The sequence below is a fragment of the Runella salmonicolor genome, assembly GCF_024158025.1.
GTDB classification, from domain to species: Bacteria; Bacteroidota; Bacteroidia; order Cytophagales; family Spirosomataceae; genus Runella; species Runella salmonicolor.
The window spans coordinates 56,990-82,995 of record NZ_JAMZEL010000008.1; the positions used below are offsets into that span (position 1 = coordinate 56,990).

Sequence of the window (26,006 nt, forward strand, 5' to 3'; positions counted from 1 at the left end):
TTAAGTGATTTTGAGATTAAAGGGGTAAAGTCAGAGAGAACCTGTGGTTTTTGCTTCTGCTTATAATACGACTTGGTAACTTGATTTGGTTGGTTGAATAACAAACAAAAGTACGGTTTTGATGGCCGAGGCGGAGGTGTTTATGTTAAATGGTGGTATCGGTTTACGAAAGGGAATATGTTTACACGAATTTTAGGAACCAAAATTCTTAAAGTTTCTTAACGTGCTCACAACGTGTCAGACTGCTGAGTAGCTTGCCGAAAAATCAATTTTATGCTTTTCGCTGTTTGGCTTTTTTATCGTCAGTTTTGGTTTTTTACCAATGCCGTTTCGTGGGGAGGATGGCTAGTGGCTCAAGTGCCTTTGGGCGACGACTTGTGGCTGCTATTGGGGCCGCTTTTCTGGCTTAAATTTGCCTCATTTGGCGTTATTTGGTATTTTATGCATACTTTTTCGCGTCAAAAATATCTTTTTTACCAAAATATGGGGCATTCCATTCCACGCCTTTTTCTGGGGGCTTTCTGCCTCGATATGTTGTTTTTTTTCGGCGTGCTGGCTCTCATCAATTGGTTAATTCACGTATGAAATTCTTCAAATGTTTGGAAGCCGATAGTATTGAACTTGCTTATGGCGAACGAAAAATTCTGCAAAACATTTACCTGAAAATGCCTTTGGGCGAAGTAACGGCCATTTTAGGACGGAATGGTTGTGGAAAATCAAGCTTACTGCAAATCATTTTCGGGACTTTGAAGCCCGTATTTAAGTCGGTGCGTTGGGATGGACGTTTTGTTGAATTTCCTTTTCGGGAGCATCACCTTGTGCGGTATTTGCCCCAACATCCCCTCACGCCGCCCTCACTGCGGGTACAGGAGGCGTTTAAATGGTATGATTCTGTGGTCGATGATTCCTTCGGTGAAAGATGGCAAGTGGTTAAAAACAAGCGATTGGGTGAACTTTCAGGCGGGGAGAGGCGGTTTTGGGAAACGTTGTTGATTCTTTTTTCACCCGTTCAATATGTTTTGTTGGATGAGCCTTTTTCGCACCTTTCACCCATTTATGTGGAGCAGCTGAAATGGCTGATTTTGTCCCAAAAGGCCCAAAAAGGAATTCTTATCACCGACCACCTTTACCGAGACGTTTTGGAAATTGCCGATCAAACCTATTTTTTGCAAAATGGCACGACCTATTTGTTAACCAACCCACTCCGTGATTTGATGGATAGGGGGTATATTCCTGAGTGATAAAATGAAGGCTATTTGCGCAAAAATTCGTTACTTTGTCGCTTGGTTCTGGTTAAGAAAAAAGAGGGAAGGATTGAGAGAATTGAGCCTGACTTTTTACCTCTTAGCCCCTAACTCTAAAACAAAAAAATGGCAAACGGAATTTTACAAGGGAAACGCGGCATCATTTCGGGTGCGCTTGATGAAAACTCAATCGCGTGGAAAGTAGCAATGAAAGCGAAAGCCGAAGGTGCAACTTTTACGCTGACAAACGCCCCTATTGCAATGCGGATGGGCGAAATTAATAAATTGGCGGATGCCTGTGAGGCCGAAATTATCCCCGCAGATGCTACCTCCATTGAAGAAATCGAAAACCTTTACAGCAAATCTATTGATGTATTGGGAGGTAAAGTTGACTTTGTGCTTCATTCTATCGGTATGTCGCCAAACATCCGTAAGGGCCGCCCGTACGGAGATTTGAATTACGATTGGTTTCTGAAAAGTATTGATGTATCGGCGTTATCGTTTCATAAATTTTTGCAGGTAGCCGAAAAAATGGATGCCATCAACGAATGGGGTAGCGTGGTGGCTTTGTCGTACATGGCAGCACAACGGACTTTTCCTTTTTATACCGATATGGCGGAGGCAAAAGCGATGCTTGAGTCGATTGCCCGTAGCTACGGGTACCGTTATGGTAAAGCTAAAAATGTACGGGTCAATACCGTTTCTCAATCACCTACCAAAACTACGGCAGGGTCAGGAATCGGTGGCTTTGATAAATTTTATGATTTCGCAGAAAAAATGTCTCCTCTTGGAAACGCTTCGGCCGACGATTGTGCCAATTATGTGGTGATGATGTTTTCTGATTATACCCGCATGGTGACCATGCAAAATCTCTTCCACGACGGCGGTTTCTCCATGATTGGCGTTTCGGAAGAGTTGCTTCAGGGATAAAAAATAAGTCCATCGTTTATAGTTTTCACTACGAACGATGGACTCTTTTTTTTGCCGCGTCAAATTCCTACAACTCGCGAATACGAATATTACGGAACCACACTTTATCGCCGTGGTCTTGAATCGCTATTTTTCCTTTCGCAAACTTGGCGAAACCTTCCCAAGTTTTGAATTTGCTATTGGCTACGAGTTTATCCCATTCTGGTCCTTTGGTGGGGAATGTTACCATCTGTTTACCGTTCAACCAGAAAGTGCCTTGGCCTTTGTCAATCTTCATTTTAGCTTTGTTCCATTCGCCCGCAGGTTTTACGGCAGTAAGGTCAGCAGGAGGAATCATGTCGTACAATGAACCTGCTTTGTGGTTGCCATTTTTACCTGCAAATGAGTCTGGGTGTTTGGCGTCGTCGAGTACCTGCATTTCAGGGCCAGTACTGTAAGGACAGCAGTATTTTTTATCTTCTACCACGCCCCACATCACGCCGCTGTTGCCTTTTTCGGAGATTTTCCACTCCATTTCCAACTCAAAATTCTCGAACTCAGCATCCGTGACAAGGTCGCCGCCACCTCTTCCAGTCAAGACCATGGCACCGTCTTCAATTTGCCATTTGTCAGAAATAGGTTGTCCTTGCTTGTTATAAGCGTGCCAGCCGCTGAAATCCTTACCGTTGAAAAGGCTCTGCCATTTGCCTTTTTTCTGTACGAAGCCACAAGTCAATATCAGCGTAACGGCTGCTAAAACGAGTGAAAACTTTACTTTTTGCATAATAGTGGAAAAATAATGATTGAGAGAAACAAAAAAAATGAGCAGTAGATATATCTACCACTCATCAAAGAATATCTGCCCAAAACTATACTGTACTTTCAAGAATTGCAAACACTGCATACATCCTATTTTTTACTAACGTAGGGGGCGAGACTGTACTTATTCTTCACTTGAATCGTCTGGGCAATCTTCATAAAGACCACCTTGGGTACTTCAATGTTGTGCTCGGTCAAGGCCACTTCAAAATCTGTCGTAAGCCCGATTGAACCTTGAGCAATGGTGATTTTACCTTTAAATGTCCGTGGTTTAGATACCCCGTGGAGGTTGAAATCACCAGTGGCGGAGATGTCGTAGGTGCCGTTTTTGGTGAAATCAATTTTTTCGTTGATTTTGCCCTTAAAGACCGCCTTGGGGTATTTGGCCGATTCGATGTAGTTTTCATTGAAGTGCTCCTGCATGAGCTTGTTCGGAAAATCAAACTGTTTCATGTTCATCTGCACCACAATGTCGTTGGTGGAAGTGTTCAGAATCGCTTGCCCGAATTTGTTAACTGCCGCAATGTTTTCAACGGGTGTTTCCGAAAAAAAACTCGTTTCCCCGTTGCTTGTTGAATAAAGATTCTGAGCATTGAGGTAGCCAAGCGACGCGAAAGAAACGGATAAAATGATGATGATTGTTTTCATGGCATAATAAGTTTAACCCATTAAGTAAAGAAAAAAAGGCTATTTCATCATTCCTTTGGCGCGTTTGTCAAAACTGAACGTTCTTGAAACGTTGAAACCCCAGCGAATGTCTCCTTTGCCCCAACTACCCGAAGTATCACCGATAAATTGCTTTTCGACCATGCCCGAAGAATTGGTGAAATGAAGTTGAAACACGTGGCCACCCGTCTCAATGTCAACACCGATAGCGAGCGAATTGCCGTACGGGTCGCCGAGGGCATTTTCGAGGTCTTTTTCACGAAATGCCCAATAATATTCAGCATTCAATGACAAACGTTTGTTCAGCTTCATTCGCCCGCCAAATCCTAACGCAAAAAGGGCCCGTTCTTGCGCGGCAGTCGCCACGCGGTTGCGGTACAAAAACGTGGGATTGAGTTGCAACGACAAGCGCTCACTGAACTTACGGGCAATCAAAAGTTGAGTGCAATAAGACGTTTTGTCTTGGGTCGAAAGGTCTTTATCCAGCGTTTCAATGACCGTACTCGCAAATGCCGTTACCGAGAAGGGCATGTTGCGAGTGCCCGTCGACTGGCGAAGAAGCTTGGCTTTGGCCAAAAAATCAAAGGTTTTTTGCACACTGCTACGCCCAAAACCAATCGTTACGTTGTCGGTCAAACCATATTCAAATCCCAAACGAATGGTTGAATAATCAAGCCCGAAAAGATTGTATGCCCCAGAGTTCAGACGGTCAAAACGGTGATGAATGATAAAGTCCAAGTGATTTTTCTTGACGGTTTCCACAGAATGCCCGTTGATGATACGCGTCCCTTTGAAAGTGGCCGTTGTATAATCCGTCGTTTTAGGCTCGTTTTCTTCGAGCATTTTTGTTAAATCTTCCTGCGCTTTTACGTCAATTGAACTCATCAACAACAACGCGGCAACTACTGAAGCAAGTGCTTTCATACACATTTAGTTAGAGTCTTTCTTGTTTTTGGGGAACGCACTGTTACAATAAACGAATTAGGCCGTAACGGTCAAGGTATTGCCGTCGGTGCTCAACTTGGCCGTATAAACCGTCAAAGCTTTGGTGGCGGGGCCCATTTCTACGGCACCCGTTGTGCTAAATTCTGACCCGTGATTGCTGCAAAAGAAGTCGTTTTGTGCCGAGCGATAACCTACCGTTGTTCCTTCATGGGTACAGGCTTTTGACAGGGCAACCATGGTTCCTTTGGCATTGGCTACGATGACGCTGCCTACCGTTACAAAATTACCTACTGTTTTGAGGGTGGCGAAGTCGGTGCTTGTCAAGTTTAAGGTGAAATTAATCGCTCCTTTACTCAAATCAGCATTGCCAGTCAGGCCAGTAGAGGTTGTTGGGGTAGTAGGAGTTGGAGTAGGGTCATCACTGCCCGAAGAGCAGGCGGTCATGGTGGTGCCTAAGCAATAAAAAGCCATCAGTGCACTACTGCTAAGTCCTAATTCACGCAGGAATTGTCCTCTTTTCATGGTTGTCTGTTTCATGATAACGCAAAAGTTTGTTTTGTGATAAAAATATGTTTGTACAGGCATTTACGAGTTTAAATCGTTTCTGGTTGCGTGGAGTACGCTTTTTTTTACACGGGAGCGTATAAAGGCTTTGTAAACAGCAAAATCAGGCTTGAGTTCTACTTAAAAAAGCGAACCTTGGACTACTTTGGGGCGGATATGAGGAGGTTGGAGCGATAGCCCGCAATGCAGATTAAGTTGTTCGACCCAGTACTTGGTCAATTCGGGGGCGTTGATGTTTTCGCCGCAGTGGACAAAAATATAGGCTGTTTGGAGGCCTTGAGCGTACCAGTCCTTTAGTCGTTGTACCCAGGCATCTACCCGCGTAAAATCAGTTGGGTGTAGTTCATTGCCCACAAAACGCAGGGTCAGGGTGGGAGAAGTAAGGCTCATGTGCAACACATCTCGACGGCCCGCCACGTCCGACATCACGGTGCCAATGCCCAGTTGGTGGAGCATTTCGAGGGTTTTTTGCCAAATAGAATCATTTGAAAACCAATCGGGATGTCGAAACTCAACTGCGATGGGGAAATTGGGAGGAAGTTGCTTTAAAAAAGCCGACAAAGTATGAAATTGGGAGGTATCAAAAGCGGGCCCAAGCTGCAAAAAGGTCGTACCAAGATGCTCTCTCAGTTCTAAAACAGACGAAATAAACTCCTGACTCAAGTGTTCACAACCTTTGAGTTGGTATTCATGACTGATGCTTTGGGGCCATTTAGGACAAAAACAAAAACCAGGAGCTGCCGCATCTACCCAACGCTGAATCGTGGTTTCTGGGGGAATTTGGTAATGTGTAACGTTTAGCTCAATGGTGTTGAACTGACGGGTATAGTGGTATAAAAAATCTTTTTCCTTCGCCGTCGTAGGATATATTTTCCCGACCCATTCTTTATTGGACCAAATGGGAGGGCCTACAAAACAACGTGGTGGTTCAGATGTTTTAAAAGAAGAAAGCACCTGACCAGTAAAGGGATGGTCAGGTGGTAAGTTGAAATTAACTTTTGAAATGTCGTCTACTTTCCCAAAATCCATAATGAACGTATTATCTGACGCAAATTAAGAAAATACGCAGGAAGAAAATAGCACATTATTTTACCCGCGCATCTTCCGAATAAACGCCCGCCTCCCGTCGTCCGTCGCGGTGATAAAAAGCGCCTTGGCCGTTGCGTTTGCCATTTTCGTAAATTCCTACAAAACGATCGCCATCGGCGTAGTAGTAAGTACCTTTGCCGTGGGGAAGATTGTTTTGAAACAACCCTACGTATTTATCGCCGTTGGGAAAATAGTAGGCTCCGTATCCTGTGCGTTGGTCGGTTCGAAAATCACCCTTGTATTTCATTTTACCTTCTGGATAATACTGAACGCCCGTTCCGTGGCGTTTGCCGTACCTAAAGTCCCCTTCGTATCGTTCGCCGCTTTCGTGCACATAAATTCCCAGACCATTGTCACAATTTCCAGCCACGCATCCTACATTTTCATCTTCGGGTTCTTGGGGAGCGGCTGAAACTACGACAGGGCGGGAGGGTGTTGAAGGAACCGTAGACTGCGGAGTACGATTCGAAACCTGCGGGCCAGAAGCCGTTGGTTTTGGAGCGTTTGAGAGTATCCCAGCGGCATCCACCCATCCTTGGCGAATGGCTTCTACGCGGGTTGCCTTGGCGGGGTGAGAATACGTAGGCTTGTCGTCGCCGAGGGTTTTGATGGCTACCAAAGCCTCTTCAAGCGACGCCCCAAGGCGCTGCATGACAAAGCCAGAGAAGCGGTCGGCTTCTAATTCTTTTTGGGGGCGACTGCCTTTGCCGTCGATGGTATGCCCCTGCAAATGGTGCCCAATTTCGTGGGCCACAATACTAATGGCCGACCAGTCGGTTTGAGTGACATTTTCGACACGTTTCATAAAAGCACCATCATACACAATGTAGCGCTGCCCATCTACTACCGTAGCAAAGCAGTTTTCGGTATTTGGGCACTCTACCACTACAAAGTTTCGCAGCAGGCCTACTTGCCTCAAAATCTGATCCACCACCTGCTCGGCGTGTTGATTAGACCGAAAGCTTAGGTAATTGCAAATTTCTTTGGGTGTTTGGAGTTGTTTGTAGCCGAAATAATGGCATACAAAATCGTCGTCCTCTTCCTCCGTCGCGGGTGAAGTTTGGGCTTGAGCGTAAGAAAAAGTTGAAAGGGCTGTTAATAGGCAGAATAAGCTTTTCATGAAGTGTGCAGTTAGCGGTAAAGGCGGATTGCATTTCTTGATTAAATAACGCCTATTCTGAAAAAATAGTACGTTTTAAACAAACAAAACCCCGATCAATAATGAACGGGGTTTTGAACAGTTACGAAATGTGCTTTTGAAGTAATTATTTTACGGCAGCCAATGTCAAATCAATGGCGAAATCGTCGTAGATAGCTTTATCGCCGATGTTGGGGATGAATGATTTTGAACCATAACGAATATCCCATTTTGTGCGGTCAAGCGTGATTTTGGCATTAGCGGTTACTCCTTTAGCGTCGGCTTTCACGGTAGCAGGGAAAGAGATGCTTTTGGTAATTCCTTTGATGGTCATGTCGCCAGTCAAAGTGTAGTTAGCGCCTGAACCTTCAACTTTGGTGATTTTGAAAGTTGCCTTTGGGTGTTTTTCTGCCGAGAAGAAATCGTCAGACTTAAGGTGGGTGATCAATTTAGCGTTGTACCCAGCATCGGTAAGGTCTTCACATTTGATGCTTGTCATGTCGATTTCAAAAGAACCTCCGGTGATTTTAGTGCCATCAACGGTCAAGACGCCGTTAGCCAGGTTTACGGTTCCGTTGTGCTCACCAGTTACTTTTTTAGCGTGCCATTTTACTACGCTTTTAGAGGCGTCTACCTTGTACGAAACGGCTTTTTTAGAGGCTGTTTTTTCAGTTGCAACTGCCGAATTAATCATCATCATACCGGCTACTAATACACTTGCAAACATTTTGATCGTTTTCATTTTACTTCGTGGTATTTAAAAGTTTAAAAAATTAAGTTAAAAGACGTTTGTGTTGATGGATTTTATATAGTTTTAATAAAATACTTTAATGACAGCACTGTTCTAGAAAATTAAACAGAACCGCGGAGTTTATCCAAGATGTCACTTAGTAGATTTGCTTCTTCTTCCGTAACATTCAGAAGGGTCTTTTCCCATTCGCCCTGCATGGCGTCCAATTCAGCCAAGATTTTCATACCATCGTCGGTAATGACCACATCAACGGCACGACGGTCACGCGGGCATTCGGTGCGTTTTACCAATCCTTTGGCCAGAAGTTTGTCCACTAAACGTGAAGCGTTTGACATTTTGTCAAGCATCCGCTCGATAATATCATTTACTCTGACTGGATTTGGGTGCTGACCTCTTAAAATGCGCAATACATTGTACTGTTGCGTCGTTAAATCATACGGTTTTAAGAGTGCAGCCTGACCATTGCTCAACCAACTCGTCGTATAAATCAAGTTGAGCGCCATTTTGTGGTAAGCGTTTCTGAACTTACTCTGTTTGATGTCGGTTTCAATAGACATAAATCCCTTTTTCAAATTTGACATTGCAAATATAAATGTATTTACATTATATGTCAATACATTTATTGAAAAAAAATTATCTAAAAGGAATTATTTCGGGCGCAGAAATGTCAAAATCTTTGAGTCGAAGCGGGGTAACTCCCTCAAAACCAGCTCTGAATGGCTGTCCAATGTCGGGGATGCCTGAATAAATACTTAGCCGAACTTGAAAGGTATTAAATGTAAGATTTTCGTTTCGGAATCTAAAACCGATGCCATATCCGTGAAAAGGACGGGCATTAAGAAGGGGTTCTCCTTTAAATGAAGTCCAACCAAGGTTTGAAAATACGAAGGGGGCCATCCGAAATCCTAAGAAATTAATCGGACTAAAAAATACACTTTCGACACCAACGACCAATTTGCGCGTGCCCCGCAGCTCGTCGCTGGTTATTCCCTGAATTCCTTCATTTCCACTGATATTAAAATATTCATTTTGGAAGCGATTGAAGCCCCACCCAAATTTTACATTTAGAAAATGCCGGGCGTACCAACGTTGCCCTAAGTTGTGTAACGGCGTAAAGTAATTGTTTTCAGTACTGAAAACCCCCTGCTCGGTGGTTCCGCCTTTAAAATAGGTGCCCAGATTAACCAAACTGTACAAATAACCCGCCTTCATGTACCGCGCCTTAGAAAATTTTAGGCCAACGTACTTTCGGGTGCCTAACTCAGCGGGGTCGCTGCCGTAGATAAACGCTGCCATTTCGCCCAGTGGAACGTCTTCTGTTCGGCCAAAGCCATAAATGAGCAAATCCCGTTTGTAGCGGCGGTTGGAGAATCCAAAACTGAATAATGTAGGGCGCGTATTCTGGAAAAGTTGATTAGTGCTGTCGGTGACGGCCTTCCCTCGGTTGTAAAATGTTTGGCGCGAATGACGCAATGCTACCACAAATCGCGCCCGTTCGCGGAGTTGGTCGTCGCCAAAAAAAATCTTGAACGAACGCCCAATCCACGCGTCAAATAAAACATATTGCGACCAGAAGTAATTCCTGACGGAACGCCCCGTGAGGGAGTCGGTGGTAAATTCAAAAAGGCGTAAATCGTTGTATCCGGCTTCGATTGAGCCCGCATATTTCATTTCGGGGGTCAAAAAAGGCCTAAACACTTTGAAGCCAAGTTGTTTTTGGTCGCGCTGGAGGTTCAGGATTCCCTGACCCGTAATGAACGTTTTTCGGTAGGAAGGAATGAGGTATCTGCCTGTATATTCCCATCTTTGGCGGGGGTCGTTGGCATTATAAGCAATCGAATTTTTTAATGAATGTCCTAGCCCTTGAAAATTACGCTGTTCTAAGCCGATAGAAAAATTATCCAGTCCTGAGGCAGAACCATCGGGTAGGAGCGACCAAACATCTTGGGTATACACGTGGACTTCGACGGCGTCTTTGGCATTTTTATAGGGGACAATGACGATACGAACGTCATGAAAAATGCCCTGCTGCCGTAAGTAGCGTTCGTTGTCCTTGATTTTTTCGGGGTCAATGAGGTCTCCTTCTTCAAAAAATAGAAAATTGTCTCGGATGACCCATTCGCGGGTACTGCGATGAAATCGGTTTCCAGTGCGGTCGAGCCAATTGTCGGGCCCGCGAAGTGTATCATAGACGCTGTAACCGAACACATCGGCACTGTGTACATAAATCTTCCGAATCCAGCGTCCTTCAAATACTTTGTGAGGATTTTCTTCAATTTCGCTGATGGTATTTCCTGAAGTAGTACTGTTATAAATATCCCGAAACAAAAAATTGTAGATGGTTTTGGGGACTACTTTTTTGGCCTTGATGCCGAAAGCGGTGTCTTTGGCGGTGGGAGCATCAATGCGAATTTTTGAAATACTATCCAATGGAACTCTCTGCCCCAATGCTTCTAACAAAATGAGGCTAAGTACAAGCGTTGATAATATGTTTTTTCCGCAGTAAATCATCGGAATACGTACGAGAATTCCCTATTCTTTTGTTCAATTTTAACTAAATAAATGAAAAATAAGTTATCGCATAGACAACTCCATTAAAAATACCCATGAAATACCGTAAAATGCTCCTCATCATTGGCTCTTTGTACGTGTTGGCGGTGGTTGCGTCGTCTTGTCTTACTGGTCGAATGAATGACAAGGAGATGAATAGCTATTTTTCGAAAAGCCCTTATCAGCCCAAACGACGTTTTTATCAGGCATTGGGACGGGAATTACACTATGTTGAGGTGGGTGATTCGTCGCGACAGCCGATTTTATTTGTACATGGTTCGCCAGGTTCTTGGGACAACTTTAAATCTTTTTTGAAAGATACCTTTTTATTGGCCCATTACCATTTATTGGCGGTAGATAGGCCTGGTTTTGGGGAGTCACAAGCAGAAGGGGCAGAAGATGAATTAAAAAATCAAGCGGAAGCGTTATTGCCTATCTTAAAACGCCAATCGCTGCCCGTTATTTTAGTGGGACATTCGTACGGCGGGCCCGTAATCGCAGAAGCCGCCATTCAGTATCCGCAGTTTATCAAATCGCTGGTCATTGTGGCGGGCTCGGTCGACCCCGCCTTGGAGCCTTCCAATTGGTACCGGTATCCGTTGAGATACACGCCCTTGCGCTGGGCAATGCCGTCTTTTTTTAGAAGCAGCAATGATGAGTTGTTGCCCTTAGAAAGTGAACTAAAAAAAATGTCCCCTCATTGGGGAAAAATTCGTTGTCCAGTAGTGGTGGTGCAAGGTGGAAAGGATGTACTGGTGGCGCCAGATAATGCAAAGTTTATCAAGCGTCAGCTGCCGCACGTGAAAGTGACCACGATTTGGAAAGAAAACATGAATCACTTTGTGCCTTGGAGCGACCCCGATTTGATTGTTGAAGGAATCAAAAGAGCAACGGATTAAATAAAAGCGGGACTCGTGGCGTAATCCTTTCCGCCCTTTTTTGTAAAAACACCCGATTTGCCTGATATTTGCCGAAAAGGTTTTGCCTCAACCCGAATGTCTCTTTATTTGATTTTACTTCTTGTTTTCCCTTGTCTTGGTTTTATTGGTTTGTTCTCTTTTCGAAAACGGGCCAATAATTGGGCCGGATACGTTGGCATCGCCCTCACTCTTACGGGTTTAGGTGGTTCGTTGGTGATGCTTAATCAAGCACTCAATCAATCTCAGGTTTATTTGGTCGAATGGTTTTCTATGAACGGTAAGCCCATCATGCTTTCCTTTTTGGTAGACAACCAAACCCTTATGATGCTGGTGGTGGTGCATTTTGTCGCGGTTTTAGTTCAATTGTTCTCAATAAGTTATTTGCACGATGAGCCAGGGCGTTGGAGGTACTTTGCTTTTTTACAACTTTTTGTTTTTTCAATGTTGGGGATTGTGTTGGCAGGCAGTCTGTTGTTGATGTACGTATTTTGGGAATTGGTGGGCCTTTCTTCTTACTTACTGATTGGTTTTTGGTACGAGCGACCACGGGCGGTTTGGGCGGCCAAAAAAGCATTTTTGTTGAACCGTATCGGTGATGCGGGCTTCCTGATCGGTATTTTGTTGGTATTTTGGCAATTTGGCACAACAGAATTCTCGGTTTTGACCCATCAGGATGGCGTTCTTTCTGGAGAATCTTCCGTACTTTTTACCGTCATTGGGGTTTGTTTATTCTGTGGGGCCATTGGCAAATCAGCTCAATTTCCGCTTTCGGATTGGCTACCAGACGCAATGGAGGGGCCCACGCCCGTCTCGGCCCTTATTCATGCCGCTACGATGGTGGCTGCTGGTATTTTTTTACTCGGACGCATTCATCCGTTTCTGACGCCCGACGCTCTGATTGTGGTGGCCATCATCGGCACCATAACCATGCTTTTAGGAGCGTATAGGGCTATTTTTCAGACCGATATTAAGAAACTATTGGCGTATTCAACGGTTTCTCAACTGGGCCTGATGGTGATGGGAATGGGCGTGGGAGCCAAAGAAGCCGCTTTGTTTCATTTATTGACCCATGCTTTTTTTAAGGCTGGCTTGTTTTTGTGCGCTGGCATAATCATCCATGCCGTTCATACCCAAGACACACGCCAAATGGGCGGGCTTCGACAAAAAATGCCCGTTACTTTTTGGGCTTACACGATTTGTGCCGCTGCACTGGCAGGTTTGCCGTTTTTTTCAGGATTTCTTTCCAAAGATGCCATTTTGATTGGAGCCTTTGAGTGGGCCAAACACACAGGGGGCATCGCTTATGTTATTCCAGTGATAGGCTTAATTTCGGCGGGTCTTACTGCTTTCTACGTTATCAGACAATGGAAACAGGTTTTCTTCGGCGAAAACCAAGGAGGATACCGCCACGAACAAATTGTTCATGATGCAGATTCTTTCATGAAAGTGCCCGTTATTCTTCTGGCAATTCTGTCTTTTTTTATTTGGTTTTCGTTCAATCCAGCCGATGCCGCCCACGGGTGGTTTTTTCGAATGTTTCCCGTTGAGGCGGCCGAAACGGGGCACGGGATGGTGGCTATACTGTCAGTTTTGGTCGTTGCTATCGGGCTGTTAGGCGGCTTTTATTCCACGGCAATTGGGCCATTACCTTCCCTCATTATGTTGCTGCAAGGGATTCATGACGTGATTGAAAAGCTGTTTGTTTCTTTGTTTGAGAAAATACGGAACAGATTGAAATGGTTGAATGAACACGCTGATGAAACCGACCGCCATGTGTTTTTGATTGCGCCTTTACAGAAAATAGCGTACTGGACGAATAGGATAGACCGACGGATGATTGATGTAATGGTCAATGGCGTAGGTTATGTCACCGTGATTGGTGCCCATGCCATTGGGCGATTTGACAAATTGATCGTGGATGGTGTGGTAAACGCATTGGCTTGGTTGGCGGGGTTTGTCGGAAACAGGATTCGAAATTTGCAAAATGGGCGTGTTCAGTCCTATTTTGTGGTAATGCTTTTGGGTGTTTTACTAATGATTTTTTTGTTTTTTTAGGCCATCGGCAACAAATATCGCTTTTGGGTATTGGCTAACGTACTATTATGATTCCTCATCTACTCTCGTTTCTTACTTTTCATCCGCTCGTTGGGTCGGTGGTGATTGCATTGCTCCCCAACTCCCAAAAAGAGGCTTTCAAATGGATTGCCGTTTTTTTCTGCGCGTGTCAAGTCGTGGTTTCAGCCGTCGTTTATTACTTTTTTTCAACCCAAACCGCCGATTTTCAAATGGTGGAAAAAGCCGACTGGATTACGCTGTCGATGGGAAGTTTGGGAACGGTCTCTATTGATTTTATTTTAGGCGTTGACGGCATCAGTCTGCCCTTAATTATGCTTTCATCCATTGTGATGATGGTGGGCGTTTTTTCTTCATTTTCAATCGCCAAACGCGAAAAAGCCTATTATTCGTTGTACCTGTTGCTGACTACGAGTATCATGGGGTGCTTTTTGGCGCTGGATTTCTTTTTGTTTTTTCTGTTTTTTGAATTCATGCTTTTACCCATGTATTTCCTGATTGGATTGTGGGGAGGGCCGCGTCGTGAATACGCTTCCATCAAGTTTTTCCTTTATACGCTTGTTGGTTCGCTGTTGATTCTGATTGTCATGATTGGTCTTTATATTTCAGTCATTGACCCCTATGAGTCAGAACTTGCCAAAACGATGGTGCATACGTTTGATTTACGGTTAATGACCGACGGACGTAATTATTTGCCTGATAGTATTCTCACTCCGAGTGGTGAAATTACGCTGTTGGGAATGCCTTCGCGGATGCTTGCTTTTTGGTTGCTGTTTATTGGTTTTGCCATTAAGCTGCCGATTGTTCCGCTGCATACTTGGTTGCCAGATGCGCACGTTGAAGCACCCACGCCTGTTTCGGTAGTGTTGGCGGGTGTCCTCTTAAAAATCGGTGGCTATGGCTTACTTCGAATTGCTTATCCTATTTTCCCCGATGCCGCCGCCGAATATGCCTTTACGTTAGCGGTATTGGGGGTGATTTCCATTGTTTACGGGGGCTTTAATGCCTTAGCCCAAAATGACTTGAAGAAGATGATTGCCTATTCTTCAGTGTCGCACATGGGCTTTGTGGTGCTGGGGATTGCCTCGCTTACGGCCGAAGGACTCAACGGTGCGGTATACCAAATGGTGAGCCACGGAATCCTTTCGTCACTGCTGTTTTTATTGGTTGGGGTCTTGTACGACCGCACCCACAACCGTCTCATTGACAACTATCGGGGCTTGATTTCATACATGCCTTTATATACCATTATCACGGGTATTACTTTTTTTGCTTCCCTAGGTTTACCTGGCTTTTCGGGCTTTATCGGCGAGCTATTTACGCTGATGGGTGGTTTTCAGTCAAATAGGCTGCCCGTGTGGTTGACTGCCTTGGGAACATTGGGGATAATACTGGCCGCGGCGTATTTTCTCTGGACTTTTCAGCGCATGTTTTTTGGAAAACCTTGGGCCAAGAATCCGACCGAACTGCCTTTTCTTTCTGACTTGAACCGATTGGAAAAATGGATGCTGATTCCGTTGGTGCTTATGTCATTTGCATTAGGGATTTTTCCGGGATGGTTGTTTAGCTTATCAGATAAGACCGTGTCTCATCTGCTTAAGATATTTGAATAATACCTAGCTATACTATACGCTGTAAAAAAAGGATTGAAAGACCTCAACCGAGGGTTTTGTCAAAAACACAAACGCCTCCCAAGTAGACCGATGTTCTTACTTGGGAGGCGTTTGTATATTCTGCTAAACGAAGTTACTGTGCCAAATAGCTGATTTCAGCAATGAATTGCCGACCGCCGGGAGAAAGTTTTTCCTGCGCACGCGCCGAGAGTTTGATAATAATTCGGTTGTTTGCGCTGATGTCTGGCAATTTTCCAATCACTTTCACCCAAATGCTTTGGCTGTTGTTCATGTTTTTGACTTGAATCAACGAGCCAACGGGCGCCGTACGGTGAAGGGCGAGGTATTTATTGTTGCTATCCATTCCCTCCAAAACCTCAGCTACTCCTGTTTCCAAAATACGCTTGCCAGTATTGGCAATTTTAGGTTCGGGTAGATTTGAGTTGGTGGGGTCTTCGGGACGAACAACGGGCACTGGGGTTTTTTCGGCGTTTGTCTTCTTCGCATCCGCCAATTTAACCGAATCCAATTTATTTTTTTTCAAATAATCCTGAAAGGCCTGTTCGGCTACAATCAATTCCTGACCAGAACGAAGTTGGTCAGAAGTCAGACCGTTCCAGCGACGAATATCGGCCATCAAAACGCCATATTTAACCGCAATTCCGTACAACGACTGTCCGCCTTCTACTTTATGAAGTCCTGTTTTTGAGACAGTTGCGACAGGTTTAGCGTTACTTACATCCTCTGGCTTTTTCTCGGTTGCCACTTCCATAGGTTTGGCTTCTTCCTCCACCTTAGGGGTTTCTGGTTTTGGCTTATCCTCTTCTGATTTTATGGTTACGGTCGACTCCGTTTTGGGTTTAATCTCGTAATCAAGGACCAACTTATCCTTTTCGGGCGCTTTTTCGGGCTCTTTTGTGGCCGTTTTTGGCGATGAAGAGCGAGCTTGTGAAGGTACGCGTAATACTTGCCCCGTTATCAAATTATCTTTCATTCCAGGGTTGGCATCCTTTATCGCTTTTAGGGTTGTTTTGTACTTCCGCATCACGGCGTACAATGTTTGTCCAGGGTCTACTTTATGAATCACAAAAGATTGACCGTTTTTGGTCTCACTACCAGTAGAATCGGGCAAAGAAGAGCGGGAAGGTGTTGCGTGGGTCGTTTTTCCCCACAATAATCCTAACACTACAAGGCAAAATCCGACGCGCTTTATCATGGTCTGGGCAATTTTATTACGGTAATTTCGTCAACTTTTTTTAATAAAACAATATGGTGGTTATCATACAAATAATCGCCGAAAGCGGCACTCTCCACGTCCGAGAGCATCGTTTCGTGCAGGAGAACTGTTTTCGTCGAATTTACTACCAATATAGACCGGGATAATGAAACAGCGTTAGTGGGGTAAAAGTAGTAAAAAAACAATAGATGTCCAGAAATTTCACCATAATTTATCGCTTTTTTAGGGATATTTCCCGTTATTTTTTCAATGAATTGAGCCATTGTTAAGTAATAAGGGTTGGTTTCTTCGTAAGTAACAGGAGCGCGCCACTGGGGGGAGACAGTTTGGGCTGAAGCACAGGGTAACTCAAGGATTTCTCCCGTGCTAAGGGCCCTGTTTTCCAGAATTGGGGCACTTTCAGGACGCATTCTGGAGGTTTGGAGGTTTGTTCCATCGGTATGTTCAAATTTACATCCTTCCAAAACCCAAGCCAGTCGGCCAGTTAACGCCTCTATCGCCATGAGTTTTTTGGGAGCGGGCTGTTCACTCCCTGCATATTCGTGAAGCAAAAGTATGCCCGAATAAAAGCCGATGGCACTGGTCCACCAAGTGGTTTCTGGAAAAGAATGTTTCCAACAAACCGCCCTTGTTTCGCAATCAAATGCAGCCCATTTTAACTGGTTTTTATCGCGTAGCTCAAAGATTAAAAGTGGGGAGGTTTTCTCATTAGGAAGGGTGTCGTATAAAATACGCCAAACTGGAAGCGAAAAGGAGAAATGTTGAGGTGTGAGCAAAATTGGCCTGAATAAAGTTGTTCCTATAATTGGCCAAAAGTAACAAAAGCAGAAAAGTTTATCAAACCTTTCTGCTTTTGGTCGGAGATTAATACAACTTGGAACGGCTGGATAAAAATGCCCATATCAGTGCTAAAATGGCTACTAAACCGATAGCAAACGATAGATTGAGGGCGCTGGATACCAAGCCAATGATAGCTGGGCCGGCCAAAAATCCTGCCAAACTGAACGTATTCATGGCAGCAAGGCCCGCACCTTTGGCCATTCCGGGTACTCGAGCTGCGCTGCCGTAGAGGATAGGTGCTCCGCATGAAACCCCCGCGCCAACCATTCCAAAACCAAGAATGGCAGTAGAGGTATGGGGCAAAAGCACCGCAATCATGATGCCGATTGCGGCCAAAATTCCGCCCGATACCAGTATTTTTCGACTTCCATAACGGGGAATGAGCGAATCGCCGATGAACCTTCCAGAGGCCATAAATAACGCATAAAAGGCAAATCCCCAGCCAATATAAAAGTCGTTTGACTTCACAATATCGCGCATGTACACGGCGGTCCAGTCGGCCATGGTGCCTTCGGTGACGTTGGTGCAGAAGGAAATGGCAATCATGCCCATTAATATACGATTGGGCCACGCAAATTTAGGAACTTCCGTGGTTGTACGTTTTTCTTCGTGAATACTCATAACAATGGGGCGCGCAATAAACGCCACGGAAATAATGAGTACCGATACGCCCGCAATGTGCAGGGCAGGGGAGACTTTAAGCCCCATCAAAATACTTGCCAGTGCCGAGCCAATCATGCCGCCTGCGCTGAACATCCCGTGTGAGGTTGACATAATGTAGATGCCATCCTGACGCTCAATGGACGTAACGCAGGTATTCATGGCTACGTTGGTAAAGGCGATGCCGATACCCATCAGACCTAATCCGATGGAGGTCATCCAGAGGTAAGGTACATTGACGGGCAATGAATACGCAAGTGCCATGCCCGTAAGTCCCCAAATAGTGGTTGCACGCATTCCGAATCGGTTGAGAATGAGTGCAGATAGAGGGTTGGTGAGCGTGGAGGCAAGAGGCATACTTAGTAAAAGCAGGCCCAATTGGGCATCGCTCAGGGCAAATTTCTGCTTTACGTAAGGAATCCAAGTAACCCAATTGCCAAACAGAAATCCCACCGACGCAAATATGGCGCCAATGGCTAAACTCCTGCTGTGGGTAAAATAAGTTTTTAAATGGGTTGTCATTTTTTAACTGAAGGAGGCTCAAATACGGATAACACCGCGCCCTTTATTTTGAATGTATATTTTATTTTGAAAACTAAGTGCTTTTCGTTGTCTATGACTCAATCATATTGTTGATGAAACAAAGCACATACTCTATCAACTCAATTTGTAATTTCAATTCTGTTTTGTTCCGGGTCAAATACGACGCTTTCGTAATAACCATCTCCCGTCCAGCGAGGCTCGCCGACCACTTCGTAGCCAGCACTGCGAAGGCGCTCAGTGAATCCATTTACTTTTTCTTCACTTCCCACCGAAACGGCAAAATGAATCAGGCCCGTAAATTGCGCATACACATCGTTTGAATGCGCGGGTATACCAGTCATTTGCATGATTTCTAGCCGTGGACCTTGCTCAAACGAGAGAAAATAAGACTCAAATTGCTTTTTGGCGTTTACGTATTTTTCGTTGGAAACGGCCCCAAAATACAATTCATAAAATGAGCGCATCCGCTCCAAATCACGGCACCAAAGCGCTAGGTGTTCGATGTACATGGGGGTAGATTATAACGTTGCATTAATTAATTGTAGAACAGTCGAATACGACATGTTTAGGTAGTCGTTGATGTAAGCGCTGCACGGTGGGAGTTCGTCGGAAGAATGAGACGTGGTGACCCCAATTACTTTCATCCCAGCGGCTAATCCGGCACTTACACCCGAAACCGAATCTTCAAAAACCACGCACTGTGAAGGCGAAACACCCAGTCTTTCGGCACTTTTGAGGTACACTTCAGGGTTGGGTTTATGCTTCGTGACGTCTTTTTCGGAAAGCATAGAGCTCATTACTTCGTTCAGCAACGGGATTTGCCCCACCATCATTTCCAAGTTTTCGACTGGTGCGGAGGTTGCAATGCCTAGTTTGGCCCCATTTTGTTTTAAATCAGTCAAAAATGGCAACAATCCGGGCAATGGTTCAACAATACTCGTGTATAATTCTCTGAACAAGGCTTCTTTTTCAAATTGCAATTGCAGCAGTTCTTCGGCCATTAATTCCCGCTTTAAAAAATAATTGAGAATATAGCTGTTGTGCTTGCCGTACATGTGGTTTTGAAGGTCATCTTCGGTGGGCACTATTTCATAACGGTCGAGAAATTTACGCCAGGCTACGTTGTGGGTGGGGTTGGTGTCGGCAATGACGCCGTCCATGTCAAATATTACTGCAAGTTGCGACATAATAAAATAAGAAATGGGATATTATTGAGATACAAAAACATCCATTATCGATAAATGAGTTAATGATGATACAAATTTACGGCCAATTTTCGGTTCAACTCTACGATTTTGTTTGCCACTTACAACACTCCATTGACTTTTTTTTGTAATTATGTGTCAAAATAAGCAAAATGGCACGTTTAGAATTTGAAAAAATACAGCCGACCGTCGGAAATTCCTTTCGGCTCTATCATGCCACCGACGAAGAAAGCTGCCGGGTATACTGGCACCATCATCCCGAATACGAAATCGTTTATATCCCCGCCGGAAAAGGACGTCGGCAGATTGGTCGGCATTTGTCGCGCTACGAAGACGGCGAATTGGTTTTCATCGGTCCCAATATCCCGCATCTAAATTTTGCTTACGGACAAAGTAGTGATTTTGAGGAGTTTGTCATTCAATTGCGTGAGGATTTCTTAGGCAAAGAGTTTTTGAAAAACGTAGAGATGGAATCCATTCAATTGCTTTTTGAAAAGTCAAAACGGGGATTGGCCTTTGGGAGGGATACCAAGCGAAAAGTGGGAGAGAAAATCCAACAGATGCCCACGCAAACGGGATTCGAGCGCATGATGACGTTGCTGTGGGTATTGCATGAAATGGCCTTGGCGGTCGACTTTGAATTGCTGCATTCGGAAGCCAATAGCCCCGACGTTCCGCCCAAGGAAACGGAGCGCTTGCGTCGAATCTATTCGTTTGTCGAGACGCATTTCCAAACCGAAATAAACCCCAATGATGTGGCCGAAACCGTCAATCTAAGCTTGCCCGCTTTTTGCCGTTATTTCAAAAAAATGACCCATCAAACGTTTACAGAATTTGTCAACGACTACCGCATCAACCATGCCCGCGTGATGCTTCTGCAAAATATAAATGTGGCCGAGGTCGCGTATGAATGCGGTTTTAATAATCTATCTCATTTTAACCGCACCTTTCGAAAGCTCACTCACCAAAGCCCGGGCGAGTACCGGCGGCAGTTTTCAACGGCGCTTTATCCGTTGTCTTAACATCTTCAATGGTATGCGTTGAACCTGCGTATGGATGGGAAAGTTTTTTGATTATTTTTGAGAATTAAAATAACTTTTCCTATGATGAAATTTACTAAGTGCTTGATTTTAAGCCTTCTGTTGGCTTCAGTAAATGCTGTGTTGGTAGCGCAAACGCTCGAAATTCAGCGTATTCACCCCACGAATTGGTGGATAGGGATGAAAAACCCGAATGTGCAGCTGCTCATATACGGCAAAAATATCCACAAAGCGGCCGTGAGCGTAAACTATGCTGGGGTGCGTGTGCTCAAAACGCATACCGTTGAAAATCCCAATTATTTGTTTGTGGATTTGGTCATTTCAAAAGCGACAAAACCCGGAACCATGTCGTTGGTGTTTACCCAAGGAGGTGCCAAAACCACCCAAAAATTCGTTTTAAGCACCAAACGCCACCAACCCATTCCGGTTAATTCTTCGGATTTTGTGTACTTGCTCATGCCCGACCGCTTTGCCAACGGCGACGAGTCAAACGACCGTTTTGAAGATATGCTCGATACTAAAGCCGACAAAAATGTGCCTTTCCTTCGTCACGGTGGCGACTTTCAGGGCATTATAAATCACTTGGATTATTTGCAGGAATTGGGCGTAACTACGCTGTGGAATACGCCCGTCATTGAAAATGATACCAAACTCAAAAAAGAGTTACACGGCAATTTACAGGCGGCTTACCACGGTTATCATTTCAGCGATCATTATAAAATTGACCGACGTTTTGGCGGTAATGAAGGCTATAAGCAGCTTTCGACGGCCTTGCATCAGCGCGGCATGAAACTGATTCAGGATGCGGTCTATAACCACGTTTCGGAAGACCATTGGATGTACCTCGACCCGCCCACCAAAGATTGGTTTAATACGTGGCCTTCCTACACTGGCACCACCCACAAAGAACAAGCGATTACTGACCCTAACGGGGCCAACATTGACCGAAAATACCTAACTGATGGCTGGTTTACGCCTTTTTTGCCAGATGTCAACCAACGCAGTCCTTTTTTTGCCAACTATTTAATTCAACACGCCATTTGGAGTACCGAAGAATTTAAGTTGGATGGATGGCGCATCGACACGTACAAGTACAACGATATGCCTTTCATGAATCGCTGCAATCAGGCGTTGATGGATGAATATCCAAACCTATTGATTTTTGGAGAAACTTGGGTGACCAACCCTGCTTCGTTGTCTTATTATGTACGAAACAATGTAAAGTTTCCTTTTGCTTGTAATCAGCCCGGTACCTGCGATTTCCCCAGCTTTCAGGCCATTAATGACGGACTAAAAGAATCTTTTGGTTGGGATGGTGGCATCAACCGAGTGTATCATGCCTTAGCGCAGGATTTTCTTTATTATGACCCTTCCAAAATGGTTACATTTTTGGAGAACCACGATACCGACCGCTTCTTTTCGGTCATCGGGGAGGATTTCAACAAATACAAGTTGGGCGTTGCGTGGCTGCTGACTACGCGCGGGATTCCACACTTTTATTACGGAACGGAAGTCTTGATGAAAAACTTCAAAAATCCTACTGATGCCGAAGTACGTCGGGATTTTTCGGGAGGATGGAAGACCGATACCCAAAATAAATTTGTGGCTTCGGGACGGACGGCCCAGGAGAACGAAGCCTTTGATTTTGTTAAGAAATTGGCTAATTACCGCAAAAACACGCCTGCATTGCACAGCGGCAAATTCACGCAGTTTATTCCCCAAAACGGCTTTTACGTGTACTTTCGTCACAACGCGCAGAAGACCATTATGGTAGTAATGAATACGAACGCTGAGGCCGCTACGCTCGAAACGGCCCGTTTTTCCGAACGGATGCAGGGCTTTACCACGGCAAAAAATGCATTGACGGAAGAAACGATTTCTTCTTTGGCTTCCTTAAAAGTGCCCGCCATGACGGCGTGGGTATTGGAGTTGAAATAAAATAAGAAAGGGGCGGAGGCCCCTTTCTTATTTTCTGTATTGTTCAATTAATTTGAATAATGCCTTCTGTTTTTCCAGTTCTGGAAAGAAATCATACAGTTGCTCGTGGGCTTCGTAATCAAGGGTAAGCGCCACTTCAAGGTTGAGAATAGCTTCCCGATAATCGCCCGCGTGCAGGAGATAGGCCGTAGCTCGATAGTAGAGGCTTGCGTTGTCGGGAATGTCGTCGATGCCTTGCTGGATGATTTCGTAGGCGCGGTCAAATTGTCCTTGGTCAAACAACACCAATGACCATTTGAGCCACACATCTTCAAAATCAGGCTCTAGTTCAGCCGCTTTTTCAAAGGCCTCATTGCTGGATACTAAATTGCCGATTTTATATTCCAAGTCGGCCTGAATCAGCCAATAGTCCGCAACGTGTTCGTTGAGTTTAATGGCTTTTTGAATACAGTTGAGGGCTTCAATCCACTTCCCCTCCACGGCCAAACACACACTCACCCCAAACCAACCTTCGTCCCATTCTTTGTCGAGTTTGAGGGCTTCACGGTAATTGGTGAGGGCAGTGCCGAAATCTTTGAGTTTTTCGTAACTCGCACCCAAGTGGCAATACAAATCGGCCGAAGGAGGCTCGTGTTTCAACGTGAGCAAATACGCCTGTTTGGCTTCTTCGAAGCGCTCCAGATTCATGTAGGCATTGGCCATGTTGAAATAGGCCGATGCAAAATCCTCCTTGATCACCGTGGCGTAGTCGTAAGCGTTTAAGGCTTCGTCGTAGCGGCCGAGTTTGCTGTAAACAATGCCGAGGTTGTACCACGCATTGGAAGAATAAGGGTCACGGTCAATGAGCTCATTGTAATAGTCGATGCTATTCTCCATTTGCCCTGTGATTTCCAGACAAAAAGCGAGTTCATAAAGCGCATTTTCATTTTCAAGATTATGTTCAAGCGCTTTTTTATACCTTTCGATGGCTTCTTCGTATTTGCCGCCGTTTTGGTATGCTTGGCCAATCTGAAATAAAATATCGTCTTTTTCTTCTTCTTCAATGAAATTGAGCATCTGTTCATACACCTCTACCGACTGCTCGTATTCGCCCATCATGTTGTAAACTCCCCCCTGCATAAACAGCACATCCAAATCGTGGGGGTTGAAGAGCGCGGCCCGTTCGAGCAGGTTAATCGACTCATCAAATCGTTGATTTTGCGCCAGCAGGTGGGCTTTGTCAAGCATTAGTTCAAGCGAATAAGGGAAGTGCTCAAGGCCGAATTCACAGGCTTGGAGGGCGCGTTCCCAGTTCCCTTCTCCAATGTAATGCTCCACGATATGTTCGTAGGCATCTAAATCAAAAAATTGGCGTTCGTGGTTTTTAAGCATTACCTCAAATCGCTGCACTGAGTCCCGCCAATCTGGTTGTCTTTCCTCGAATTCTGGTTGCATATCCTGAATGTATGGGTAAGGTCTTATTCGAAAGATAGGAAAAAATCTTTTGTTGTCAAATTTTTAACAAAATATCCTGTAACTAAATTCAGCAACCTATTTTGGAGGAATTTGATGTGATTGATTGTCAGAAGATTTATTTTTTCATGACATCCTCAATCACTTTTCCGATGTTTCCGCTGGGCTCTAAAATTTTAAGTAATGCCGCCAAAGTAGGGGCGGTGTCGGCTACCGAAGTTCGCCCAAAGGTTTCTCCGGGCTTAATTCCCCAGCCATAAAACAACAACGGAATATGCGTGTCATAATTGTACGGTGCCCCGTGCGTAGCGGTTGAAGAGCCCGACATCCAGCCCGGTTCAATAACCATCTGAATGTCGCCGCTGCGTTTTACGTGCGTGCCGTTTTTGTACAAGGTGAGCAAATATTCATTGATATTGGCATTGCCCAAATCATGCAGATTGAGCACATCGGCAATTCCGTCAAAATCAAGGAGTCTTTTACGAATCACTTTGCAGACATCGGCTACCTCTAGTTTCTTGGCTTCCAAGGTGGCGTGGTTAAGGTAGATTTGGTAGTTTTCAGAGATGGTAATAAAATCGCCTTCGCCGAATTTCTCTTTCAATGCGGCTTTAGCAGCGGCTACTATTTGTCCGATGTTGAGGCGACCTGCGGGCAATCGGTTTTGCTTCCAGAGTTCAACTACATCCATCACGGCGTGGTCGGCCGAAATGAAAAACAGATAGTTGCCTTTACCCACCTGCTTGTCAAGCGTGGTTAGGATTTCAGCAATGTCGCGGTCGAGGCGTAGGTAAATATCCTGCTCCTCTACGGAGTTAGGGCCGAAAGCGTGACCTACGTAGTCGGGGGTAGAAAAGCTGATGGCTAAAAAATCGGTGGCTGTTCCTTTGCCGAGGTTTTCGTTTTTGAGGGCTTCAAGCGCAATTTCTTTGGTGATGGTATTGCCGTGCGGTGTACTTGCCAGAATGCCGTAGGCATCGCCTGCTATTCCTGCCAAATCGTACGGGAAAACGGATTTTTTGGCACCCGCAATTTTTGCTTCGTAGGGTTTGTCGTCGGCGGTACTTTCGGTGTATTGTTCAATGGGCAACAGCGTATTCCAGTTTTGCTTCATCAGTTCTGATGGGCGTTTTCTGGCGTTATAATCTTTGACCCACTGTGGCAAATCGTTCATGTAAAACGTACTCGTAATCCAGTTACCAGTACGGCTGTCAAACCAATAGGCACCGTTGGCGGTATGACCAGCGGGAAGAATCGCGCCCCGGTCTTTGATGGCAACGCCGATGGTTTTTCCTTGGAAATTGTTACCGATGCGCAGTTGGTCGGTGATGGTGCTGACCAATAAATTCTTGGGAGACATTTTGCCCGCCGAGTTGCTTGTGCCGACCGATTGAACCGTGCTGTCGGCTACACAGTACATTCCTTTGCCTAGTTTTTGGTCGTACCAATCATTCCCTACAATACCGTGAATGGCGGGCGTAGAGCCTGTATACACTGAGGCGTGGCCGGCGGCGGTTACGGTAAGGGCATAATGATAATGGTGGTTGCGGCAGTTGAATCCTTCGCGTAAGAGGCGCTTAAAACCGCCTTCGCTGTATTTATCAAAATAACGGTACCAATAGTCGTAGCGCATTTGGTCTACCACTACGCCCACTACGAGTTTAGGGCGGGCCAGCTTTTCGGGCGATGAAGTTGATTTTTTGGTTTGGGCAAATAGGGTAGTTGTACACAGGATTGCCAACGAAAGTTTAAGATAGTGCATTATATCAGGTGTAGTTTGAAAAGAGAAATCGGGACGAATTTACGGCAA

General features: G+C 45.0%; 24 protein-coding genes. 8 read left to right on the forward strand and 16 right to left on the reverse strand.

The genetic code is table 11. The annotated features are described in order from the left end of the window. Positions 1-273: 273 nt before the first annotated feature. From NCI00_RS18315 to NCI00_RS18325, 3 genes are all read left to right on the forward strand, one after another. Complete coding sequence (locus tag NCI00_RS18315; RefSeq protein WP_253529893.1) at positions 274-585, forward strand: hypothetical protein; 312 nt, start codon at positions 274-276, stop codon at positions 583-585. After that, positions 582-1,241, forward strand: a complete 660-nt coding sequence (locus tag NCI00_RS18320; protein ID WP_253529894.1) for an ATP-binding cassette domain-containing protein — start codon at positions 582-584, stop codon at positions 1,239-1,241. Before NCI00_RS18315 ends, NCI00_RS18320 begins: the two co-directional genes overlap by 4 nt. Before the next feature lie 129 nt (positions 1,242-1,370). Then, a complete protein-coding gene (locus tag NCI00_RS18325; RefSeq protein WP_166557974.1) occupies positions 1,371-2,174 on the forward strand; it encodes an enoyl-ACP reductase FabI in 804 nt (267 codons plus the stop codon). 67 nt (positions 2,175-2,241) lie between these two features. On the opposite strand, the gene NCI00_RS18330 is transcribed toward NCI00_RS18325, so the two are convergent. The 9 genes from NCI00_RS18330 to NCI00_RS18370 form a co-directional block, all read right to left on the reverse strand. Beyond that, a complete protein-coding gene (locus NCI00_RS18330; RefSeq protein ID WP_253529896.1) occupies positions 2,242-2,937 on the reverse strand; it encodes a 3-keto-disaccharide hydrolase in 696 nt (231 codons plus the stop codon). 125 nt (positions 2,938-3,062) lie between these two features. Next, complete coding sequence (locus NCI00_RS18335; protein WP_253529898.1) at positions 3,063-3,620, reverse strand: YceI family protein; 558 nt, start codon at positions 3,618-3,620, stop codon at positions 3,063-3,065. A gap of 39 nt (positions 3,621-3,659) precedes the next feature. After that, a complete protein-coding gene (locus tag NCI00_RS18340) occupies positions 3,660-4,562 on the reverse strand; it encodes a DUF5777 family beta-barrel protein (protein ID WP_253529900.1) in 903 nt (300 codons plus the stop codon). A 57-nt stretch (positions 4,563-4,619) separates the two neighbouring features. Further along, positions 4,620-5,120, reverse strand: a complete 501-nt coding sequence (locus NCI00_RS18345) for a QcrA and Rieske domain-containing protein (protein WP_253529901.1) — start codon at positions 5,118-5,120, stop codon at positions 4,620-4,622. Between the two features lie 147 nt (positions 5,121-5,267). Beyond that, a complete protein-coding gene (locus NCI00_RS18350) occupies positions 5,268-6,176 on the reverse strand; it encodes a DUF72 domain-containing protein (RefSeq protein ID WP_253529902.1) in 909 nt (302 codons plus the stop codon). Between the two features lie 55 nt (positions 6,177-6,231). Next, complete coding sequence (locus tag NCI00_RS18355) at positions 6,232-7,356, reverse strand: hypothetical protein (protein ID WP_253529904.1); 1,125 nt, start codon at positions 7,354-7,356, stop codon at positions 6,232-6,234. Positions 7,357-7,501: 145 nt separating this feature from the next. Then, on the reverse strand, positions 7,502-8,116 hold the full coding sequence (locus tag NCI00_RS18360; protein ID WP_253529906.1) for a YceI family protein: 615 nt from the start codon (positions 8,114-8,116) through the stop codon (positions 7,502-7,504). Between the two features lie 110 nt (positions 8,117-8,226). Further along, a complete protein-coding gene (locus NCI00_RS18365) occupies positions 8,227-8,682 on the reverse strand; it encodes a MarR family winged helix-turn-helix transcriptional regulator (protein ID WP_253529908.1) in 456 nt (151 codons plus the stop codon). A 76-nt stretch (positions 8,683-8,758) separates the two neighbouring features. Continuing rightward, positions 8,759-10,636 carry a hypothetical protein gene (locus tag NCI00_RS18370; protein WP_253529910.1) on the reverse strand — a complete coding sequence of 626 codons (1,878 nt, stop codon included), beginning with the start codon at positions 10,634-10,636 and terminating at the stop codon, positions 8,759-8,761. Positions 10,637-10,731: 95 nt separating this feature from the next. Here NCI00_RS18370 and NCI00_RS18375 point away from each other — a divergent pair, with 95 nt between their 5' ends. The 3 genes from NCI00_RS18375 (at position 10,732) to NCI00_RS18385 (ending at position 15,281) form a co-directional block, all read left to right on the forward strand. Continuing rightward, positions 10,732-11,574, forward strand: a complete 843-nt coding sequence (locus tag NCI00_RS18375) for an alpha/beta fold hydrolase (protein ID WP_253529912.1) — start codon at positions 10,732-10,734, stop codon at positions 11,572-11,574. Positions 11,575-11,670: 96 nt separating this feature from the next. After that, positions 11,671-13,650: an NADH-quinone oxidoreductase subunit L gene (nuoL, locus tag NCI00_RS18380; RefSeq protein WP_253529916.1), complete on the forward strand. Its 1,980-nt coding sequence runs from the start codon at positions 11,671-11,673 to the stop codon at positions 13,648-13,650. A 47-nt stretch (positions 13,651-13,697) separates the two neighbouring features. Continuing rightward, complete coding sequence (locus tag NCI00_RS18385) at positions 13,698-15,281, forward strand: complex I subunit 4 family protein (protein WP_253529919.1); 1,584 nt, start codon at positions 13,698-13,700, stop codon at positions 15,279-15,281. 133 nt (positions 15,282-15,414) lie between these two features. Here NCI00_RS18385 and NCI00_RS18390 read toward each other — a convergent pair whose 3' ends face one another. The 5 genes from NCI00_RS18390 to NCI00_RS18410 form a co-directional block, all read right to left on the reverse strand. After that, positions 15,415-16,497: a septal ring lytic transglycosylase RlpA family protein gene (locus tag NCI00_RS18390; RefSeq protein ID WP_253529921.1), complete on the reverse strand. Its 1,083-nt coding sequence runs from the start codon at positions 16,495-16,497 to the stop codon at positions 15,415-15,417. Further along, positions 16,494-17,294, reverse strand: coding sequence for a DUF4905 domain-containing protein (locus tag NCI00_RS18395; protein ID WP_253529923.1), 801 nt, complete (start codon positions 17,292-17,294; stop codon positions 16,494-16,496). Before NCI00_RS18395 ends, NCI00_RS18390 begins: the two co-directional genes overlap by 4 nt. Before the next feature lie 88 nt (positions 17,295-17,382). Further along, complete coding sequence (locus tag NCI00_RS18400; RefSeq protein WP_253529925.1) at positions 17,383-18,540, reverse strand: MFS transporter; 1,158 nt, start codon at positions 18,538-18,540, stop codon at positions 17,383-17,385. A gap of 140 nt (positions 18,541-18,680) precedes the next feature. Beyond that, positions 18,681-19,070, reverse strand: coding sequence for a VOC family protein (locus tag NCI00_RS18405; RefSeq protein WP_253529928.1), 390 nt, complete (start codon positions 19,068-19,070; stop codon positions 18,681-18,683). A gap of 9 nt (positions 19,071-19,079) precedes the next feature. Next, entirely contained in the window at positions 19,080-19,748 is a 669-nt protein-coding gene (locus NCI00_RS18410) for an HAD family hydrolase (RefSeq protein WP_253529930.1), read from the reverse strand. 170 nt (positions 19,749-19,918) lie between these two features. Between NCI00_RS18410 and NCI00_RS18415 the strand changes: the two genes are divergently transcribed. Together NCI00_RS18415 and NCI00_RS18420 are read left to right on the forward strand one after the other, a co-directional pair. Continuing rightward, a complete protein-coding gene (locus NCI00_RS18415) occupies positions 19,919-20,788 on the forward strand; it encodes an AraC family transcriptional regulator (RefSeq protein ID WP_253529932.1) in 870 nt (289 codons plus the stop codon). An 81-nt stretch (positions 20,789-20,869) separates the two neighbouring features. Further along, positions 20,870-22,744: a glycoside hydrolase family 13 protein gene (locus NCI00_RS18420; RefSeq protein WP_253529936.1), complete on the forward strand. Its 1,875-nt coding sequence runs from the start codon at positions 20,870-20,872 to the stop codon at positions 22,742-22,744. A 27-nt stretch (positions 22,745-22,771) separates the two neighbouring features. Here NCI00_RS18420 and NCI00_RS18425 read toward each other — a convergent pair whose 3' ends face one another. Both NCI00_RS18425 and pafA read right to left on the reverse strand, forming a co-directional pair. Continuing rightward, positions 22,772-24,178 (reverse strand): tetratricopeptide repeat protein, encoded by a 1,407-nt coding sequence (locus tag NCI00_RS18425; RefSeq protein ID WP_253529939.1) that lies wholly within the window; start codon positions 24,176-24,178, stop codon positions 22,772-22,774. A 136-nt stretch (positions 24,179-24,314) separates the two neighbouring features. Continuing rightward, positions 24,315-25,958, reverse strand: coding sequence for an alkaline phosphatase PafA (gene pafA / locus NCI00_RS18430; protein ID WP_253529942.1), 1,644 nt, complete (start codon positions 25,956-25,958; stop codon positions 24,315-24,317). Positions 25,959-26,006: the final 48 nt, after the last annotated feature.